This is a genomic window from Bacillus sp. T17B1 (assembly GCF_026796395.1).
In the GTDB taxonomy this organism is placed as follows: domain Bacteria; phylum Bacillota; class Bacilli; order Bacillales; family Bacillaceae; genus Bacillus; species Bacillus spizizenii_A.
Map to the genome: position 1 here is coordinate 20,073 of NZ_JALAYA010000050.1, position 6,981 is coordinate 27,053.

A 6,981-nucleotide genomic window follows, 5' to 3' on the forward strand; every position below is an offset into this window, starting at 1 on the left:
GGTAATATAATGATTAAAAAGCATTTTACATTTCAAAAGCTAAGTGGGATTACCCCCTATATATGGACGATATTTTTTATCCTCCCCTTCTACTTTATATGGAAATCATCATCCACAGCCGTTATCATCGTAGGCATCATTTTGACGCTTTTATTTTTTTCGGTATATAGATTTGCTTTTGTCTCAAGAGGCTGGGCCATTTATTTATGGGCGTTTTTGTTAATCGGCATTTCAACTGCCTCTATTACGATGTTCAGTTATATTTATTTTGCTTTTTTTATCGCATATTTTATTGGAAATATAAAGGAACGCGTCCCCTTTTATGTTTTATATTACGTCCATTTAATAAGCGCAGCCGTCGCAGCGAATTTCAGTCTCGTGTTAAAAAAAGAATTTTTTCTGACTCAAATACCCTTTGTCGTCATTACCCTCATTAGCGCGATTTTATTGCCCTTCAGTATAAGAAGCCGCAAAGAGCGCGAACGGCTGGAAGAAAAACTCGAGGATGCAAATGAACGAATTGCCGAGCTGGTGAAATTAGAAGAGCGGCAGCGAATTGCCCGCGACCTCCACGATACACTTGGGCAAAAGCTTTCTCTAATCGGTTTAAAAAGCGACTTGGCGAGAAAATTGATATACAAAGATCCTGAACAAGCAACACGTGAACTGAAAAGCGTTCAGCAAACTGCGAGAACGTCTTTAAATGAAGTCAGAAAAATCGTATCCTCCATGAAAGGCATCCGGCTCAAGGATGAAATCATAAACATTAAACAAATTCTTGAAGCTGCCGGCATTACGTTTATCTACGAAGAAGATAAATTGCCTGAAAATATCTCATTGCTTAATGAAAACATATTGAGTATGTGCTTAAAGGAAGCTGTCACTAACGTCGTTAAACACAGTCAAGCTAAGACCTGCCGAGTTGACATTCAGCAGCTCTGGAAGGAAGTTGTCATTACAGTGACTGACGATGGAACGTTTCAAGGTGAAGAGAAATACTTTTCAAAAGGACATGGCTTGCTTGGCATGAGAGAACGGCTTGAATTTGCAAACGGGAGCCTTCACATCGATACAAAAAAAGGCACCAAGCTTACCATGTCAATTCCTAATAACTCAAAATAAACAAAAAGGATGGCTTACATGATTAGTATATTTATTGCGGAAGATCAGCAAATGCTCTTGGGCGCTTTAGGATCACTTCTAAACTTAGAAGACGATATGGAAGTCGTAGGCAAGGGTACAAACGGTCAAGATGCTGTTGATTTTGTCAAAAAACATCAGCCTGATGTATGCATTATGGATATTGAAATGCCTGGTAAAACCGGGCTTGAAGCTGCTGAGGAATTAAAGGATACAGGCTGCAAAATTATTATCTTAACTACTTTTACACGACCCGGCTACTTTCAGAGAGCCATTAAAACAGGCGTTAAAGGCTATTTGTTAAAAGACAGTCCGAGCGAAGAGCTCGCGAGCGCCATCCGAAGCGTCATGAACGGAAAACGCATCTATGCACCTGAGCTGATGGAGGACATATACAGCGAGGCTAATCCTCTTACAGACAGGGAAAAAGAAGTGCTCGAACTTGTGGCTGACGGTAAAAACACAAAAGAAATTGCTCAGGAACTCAGCATCAAAAGCGGGACGGTGCGAAATTATATCTCTGTGATTTTAGAAAAGCTTGAAGTGAAAAACCGAATAGAAGCCATTACCAGGTCAAAGGAAAAAGGCTGGTTTAAATAAAAAGGAACTTGGCAGATGCCAAGTTCCTTTTTGTTAGCCAGCAATTCCCCAAGGAGAAAACAAAAGGTACGTCGCCGCAACCAACATTAGAATGATACAGGACGCCAGCTTTACGTGTTTCCAAGGTGTTACATCCACTTGCGGATTGTAATCAAGCTTATAATCCGTTTCCCTCGGATACAACTTTCCTGTCAGAAGCATCACAGCCACTGAAAATGGAAAGAGCACGGCAAGGATGTACAGAAAATGAATGTGCCCTAAATAGACTTTTGATAAGCCGTATAAAACAATATGGGCAGGTATCGCTATTTTTACAGCTAAAGCCGGTACTTTTTTTGTAAAAAAACCAACGACGACCGCTGCTAATATCGGTACATTAAAAAATCCGAACATCTCTTGAAGATAGCTGTACAGCCCTGATGGCGCATATAAAATAAAGGGTGCGATGACAATTGATACTAGTCCTAGAACTGCGACGAAAATCCGTCCTGTTTTGACGAGATCAACTTCATCTGCATGAGGCTTGCATAACGGTTTGTAAATGTCCAGAGTAAACAACGTAATGGTACTGTTCAGAGAGCCATTGAACGAGCTCAAAATCGCTCCGAATAAAATAGCAGCGAATACACCTGTAAGCGATGCCGGCAATAGATCGACGATCAACCGGGGATATACACTGTCAGCATTTTCAATGCCGCCTCCATATAAATGAAAGGCAATCACTCCAGGGACGACTAAATAAAAAACGCCGATGAGTTTAAAGAAACCTGCTAACAGAGCGCCCTTTTGTCCTTCAGCCAAATTTTTCGCTCCTAATGCCCGCTGAACGATCGCTTGGTTAACAGCCCAATAAAAGAGATTATTCACTAAAAGCCCTGTTAAAATTGTCGGCCACGGTACATCTGCCGAATTGCTGATATCAATTGAATTGAGTTTTTCCGTATGTAAAGCCGTCAGTTGAGCAACTCCGCCCCCAAAGCTGCCTTGTCCGACTGCAAGAATGCCTAATATCACGATAAAGAAACCGCCGAAAATTAAACCAATTCCGTATATGGCATCTGCTGAGGCAGCGGCTTTCAACCCGCCAAAAAAGATATAACAGCAGCTCGTTACGCCAATGATTAAGGATATCAGCAAAACTGCCATAAATGTGCTGATGCCAAACGTCTCTGTAATGCGGAATACTTGATTTAACACGAGAGCCCCTGAATACAGTACTGTTGGCAGGAATGAAACAGCGTAACCAATGATAAGCAGTACAGAAACGATCTGTCTTGTTCTTTGATCAAACCGCTGCTCTAGAAAATCAGGTATCGTGGTAATTCCCGTTTTCAAATAACGGGGCAAAAGGACAAGTGCCAGGAAAATCAACGCAAGCGGTGCACTCGCTTCCCATGACATCGCTGTCATAGACCCTGCATAGCTTTGTCCATTTAACCCGACCATCTGCTCAGTTGATAAATTGGTTAACAGCAGCGAGCTCCCGATATATAATGCAGTAAGGCTTCTTCCTCCGAGAAAATATCCATCGGACGATTGCAAGTTAACCTCCTTTGTTCTCCGCCATGAAAATAGAAATATCCCGATATTGATAACCAGAAAAGATACAATGATCCAAAGCAACAGCCAGCAACTCCTTCTGCAAATAGTTAGATGATAGGGGCATTTACCATCTACCCATTTTTCACACGTAAAAAACATCGGAACCGCTTTTCTTATATCACCATATGATACATATATACATCTCTAAACAGAACGAAAAAAGACACAAGCCAAAGGCTCATGTCTTTTATCACAATCTATATGATTAGTTTAAGATTTTTACATTTACAGTTTTGACGCCCCAATTAGATGCATCACTTTTATTGGGTACAAATACGTCGATTTTATTTCCTTTAATAGCGCCGCCAGTGTCTGCTGCTGTTGCTTCACCGTAGCCTTCAACATAGACTTTAGAACCTAGTGGGATCACATTAGGATCAACCGCGATAACTTTCGCGTTTGGGTTCTTATTTAAGTCAACGCCTGTTGCTGTAACACCGGAGATGCCGCCGTCGTTAGCAGTGTAAGCAGTAGCAGTAACTGTTAGTTCTTTTGAAGCTTCTTGATTATTTGTATTAGATTGAACAGCCTTTTCTTCTGTAGGAACAGAAGTTTCTGCTGCAGCCTTTGTTTCTTGTTTAGGTTGTTGTTGAACTGTTTCTTGTTTAGGTTGCTCTTTTTGCACAGCTTCTTGTTTTGTTTCAGTTTGAGGTGCGCTTGGTTGCGTATTCTCAGTAACTGTGTTTGCTGCTGTTGCCTGACCTTTTACTGAAAGTGTTGATCCAGCATAGATCATGTCAGAGCTTAGGTTATTCCAAACCTTCAGGTTATTGACTGTTGTTCCGAATTGTTGAGCAATCTTTGTCAGCGTGTCCCCCGCTTTGATTGTATATTGCCCAGTAGTGGTTGTTTCTTCTGAAGAAATGGTCAGTTTTTCTCCTGCAATGATTTTATCAGAAGTTAACTTGTTCCATTCTTTTAGGTCCTTTAGGTTCACTCCGTTTTTCTGAGAGATTCCCCAGAGCGTTTCACCCTTTTGCACCGTGATTTCTTTTGCAGAAGCGTGAGCTCCGAATGCAGTTGATGAAAGTGCAGCAACTGCTACAAAGGACATAATCGTCTTCTTCATAAGTAAATCCTCCCTTGTTAGCTTTTTATTGGCGGCTAACAGGTGATATCGTAACACACGTAAATGTCAAATCAATAACAAAAAGATATGATTTAGATTACAGTTCCTTTACATGAAGGATTTCTCTCTGCTGGAAAGACTTGCTGAACCCTTGATATAATAGGCTTCGCAAGTCTTTTTATCTTGAGGAAAAAAAGAGAAAATAAAATGTGTTTTTTATAGAAAAAAAGGTTGATTTACTGTTTTTTTAGTCTGACATCCCTGCATAAGCTTGTATTTCTTGTAAAAAAAGCCGGCCGTATTTTGCCCTTTTTTGTTCTCCGACTCCTTTTATAGACAAAAGTTCCTCATCATTTACGGGCTGTTTTCCTGACATTTCTTTTAACGTTTGGTCAGAGAAAACAACAAAAGGAGGAACACCCTGCTCTGTCGCAATTTCTTTGCGAACCATGCGCAATCGCTCAAACAGTTCGTCATTTTCAGTAATCGCTGCCGCTTTTAACGCTTCTTTTCTCTTTATTGATAATTCTCCTCTCAGCACATTCCTTCCTTTACTGCTGACAAAAAGAGTCGGAAACGTTCCGTCTGACATCCTGATAAAATCGTCAGAAATGAGAAATTCGATAAAATCACTGATTTCCCCTACTGATTGGTGTTTTAATATCCCATATGTGGTGAGTTCGGAAAAGCCGTTTTCAAGAACCTTTTTATTTTTAGATCCGGCTAGCACCTGGGCAACCATCGTCTTGCCAAACCGTTCTTTCATGCGAATGATACAAGATAAGACCATTTGTGCCTCCCGAGTCACATCATGGGACGTCCTTGTATCAGTGCAATTTCCGCACTGTCCGCACGCATGAGGCTCCTTTTCTCCGAAATACATAAGGATAAAACGCTGCAGGCAATCTTCCGTGTGACAATAGTCGACCATTTGTCTCAGCTTTTTTAAATCCTGCTTTTGTTTCTCTTCATGCTCTGATTGTTCAATTAAGAAGCGCTGCACCATAATATCCTGCGGTGAAAACAGAAGTACACATTCACTGGCAAGACCGTCTCGCCCAGCTCGTCCAGCCTCTTGATAGTAGCTTTCCATATCTTTTGGAATCTGTGCATGCAGAACAAATCTGATGTTTGATTTATCAATGCCCATACCAAAAGCAGAGGTTGCCACCATCACTTGCAGCTCGTCATTAAGAAACCTTTCCTGCTGCTCTTTTCTCACATCATCTGCCAAGCCCCCGTGATATCTGCCCGCACTGATCTGATTTCGTTTTAATCTCTCATATATTCGATCAGCTTCTTTTCTGGTCGCTGTGTATACAATCCCTGCTTCATGTTTGTTGTTTTGCACATAATCATCAATAAAACGATCCTTATTTTCTCCTTTTGCTACTTTAAAGGTTAAATTGTCTCGAGAGAATCCGGTATGTATCGTGTTTTCTTTTTGAATATGCAGCTGTTTGCATATATCCTCATGAACCTCAGGTGTTGCTGTTGCTGTTAATGCCATGATGACAGGCTTGTCATGTAATTCTCGGAACAAAATTTCAATATTTCTGTAGCTTGGCCTGAAATCGTGGCCCCATTGAGATATACAGTGCGCCTCGTCTATTGCGACCAAAGGAACATCAATGCTCTGCAAAATCCGTATAGTCTCCGTGGACGTTAGTCGCTCCGGTGTAATGTAAAAAAGCTTGTAAGCCCCTTCTTTGAGTCCGTTCAGCCTCTCATAAATCTCCTGATTGGATTGTGTGCTGTTAATGTAGGCGGCGTTAATCCCTGCTTCTTCTAACGCATCGACTTGATCCTTCATCAAGGAAATCAACGGCGAAATAACGATCGTTGTCCCTTCAAACATTAGTGCCGGAATTTGATAGCATATTGATTTGCCTCCTCCCGTCGGCATAATGCAGGCCGTATTTTGTCTCGCTTCCGTCACCGAGCGGATCGCTTCTTCTTGTCCACTGCGGAGCTTTTCATAACCGAAATAATGGGCCAGAAGGGATTGGGCTCTATGTAACATAACGTGTAAACCTCGCTTTTCCTTGAATTTCTCCCATCATATCATAAAAAAGCGGCCTTCATTTCTGACACACAGAAATTGAATTTTCACTATACCTATCTTTTTTAGATAAAATAAAAAGCCATTTCCAAAAAGGAAATGGCTTTCGCTACGTCTTGCCGTATGCAAGTAAGAAAGTTTTAAACCACCACTCCTCAAAGTGGGTGTTTGCAGAAACGTTCCTGTCGTCCTCTGCAATGGAGGCATGACATTCCAGCTTCGATATAAAACTCCCTATTACAGCTTAAAGGTTAAAACTTAATTAACAATACGCACAAAGTAGCTTCTTTTATATAGTACACCATCAGCCGATTTTTATCAAGGGGCCAGAACAATTGTTTAGAAAAACTTTTTCCAGCGATTAAAACTGCTTTTTCGCTATTATATCTGACGATTTGACAAATAAAAAATATATTACAATAAAAAAACAGCCTTTTTCGTTCTCTTTCTTCTAGATAATATGTATACAAAAAACTCCTATCGCAGGGGACTGACCCCATAAGATGAG

The 6,981-nt window shown here is 40.9% G+C and carries 5 protein-coding genes and 1 other RNA gene; 2 read left to right on the top strand and 4 right to left on the bottom strand.

Translation table 11 applies throughout. From position 1 onward, the window contains the following. The first annotated feature begins 9 nt into the window (after positions 1 to 9). Positions 10 to 1,122, top strand: coding sequence for a sensor histidine kinase (locus MOF34_RS19375; protein WP_019714630.1), 1,113 nt, complete (start codon positions 10 to 12; stop codon positions 1,120 to 1,122). Between the two features lie 18 nt (positions 1,123 to 1,140). Next, positions 1,141 to 1,740 carry a two-component system response regulator DesR gene (gene desR, locus MOF34_RS19380; RefSeq protein ID WP_019714631.1) on the top strand — a complete coding sequence of 200 codons (600 nt, stop codon included), beginning with the start codon at positions 1,141 to 1,143 and terminating at the stop codon, positions 1,738 to 1,740. A gap of 33 nt (positions 1,741 to 1,773) precedes the next feature. Here the strand turns inward: desR and MOF34_RS19385 are convergent, their stop codons facing one another. From MOF34_RS19385 to ssrS, 4 genes are all read right to left on the bottom strand, one after another. Continuing rightward, a complete protein-coding gene (locus tag MOF34_RS19385; RefSeq protein ID WP_268401394.1) occupies positions 1,774 to 3,363 on the bottom strand; it encodes a solute:sodium symporter family transporter in 1,590 nt (529 codons plus the stop codon). Positions 3,364 to 3,547: 184 nt separating this feature from the next. Beyond that, positions 3,548 to 4,411, bottom strand: a complete 864-nt coding sequence (locus tag MOF34_RS19390; RefSeq protein WP_019714633.1) for a 3D domain-containing protein — start codon at positions 4,409 to 4,411, stop codon at positions 3,548 to 3,550. A gap of 247 nt (positions 4,412 to 4,658) precedes the next feature. Further along, positions 4,659 to 6,434 carry a DNA helicase RecQ gene (gene recQ, locus MOF34_RS19395; RefSeq protein ID WP_268401395.1) on the bottom strand — a complete coding sequence of 592 codons (1,776 nt, stop codon included), beginning with the start codon at positions 6,432 to 6,434 and terminating at the stop codon, positions 4,659 to 4,661. A 141-nt stretch (positions 6,435 to 6,575) separates the two neighbouring features. Continuing rightward, positions 6,576 to 6,762: non-coding RNA, 6S RNA (gene ssrS, locus MOF34_RS19400), on the bottom strand. Between the last annotated feature and the right edge of the window lie 219 nt (positions 6,763 to 6,981).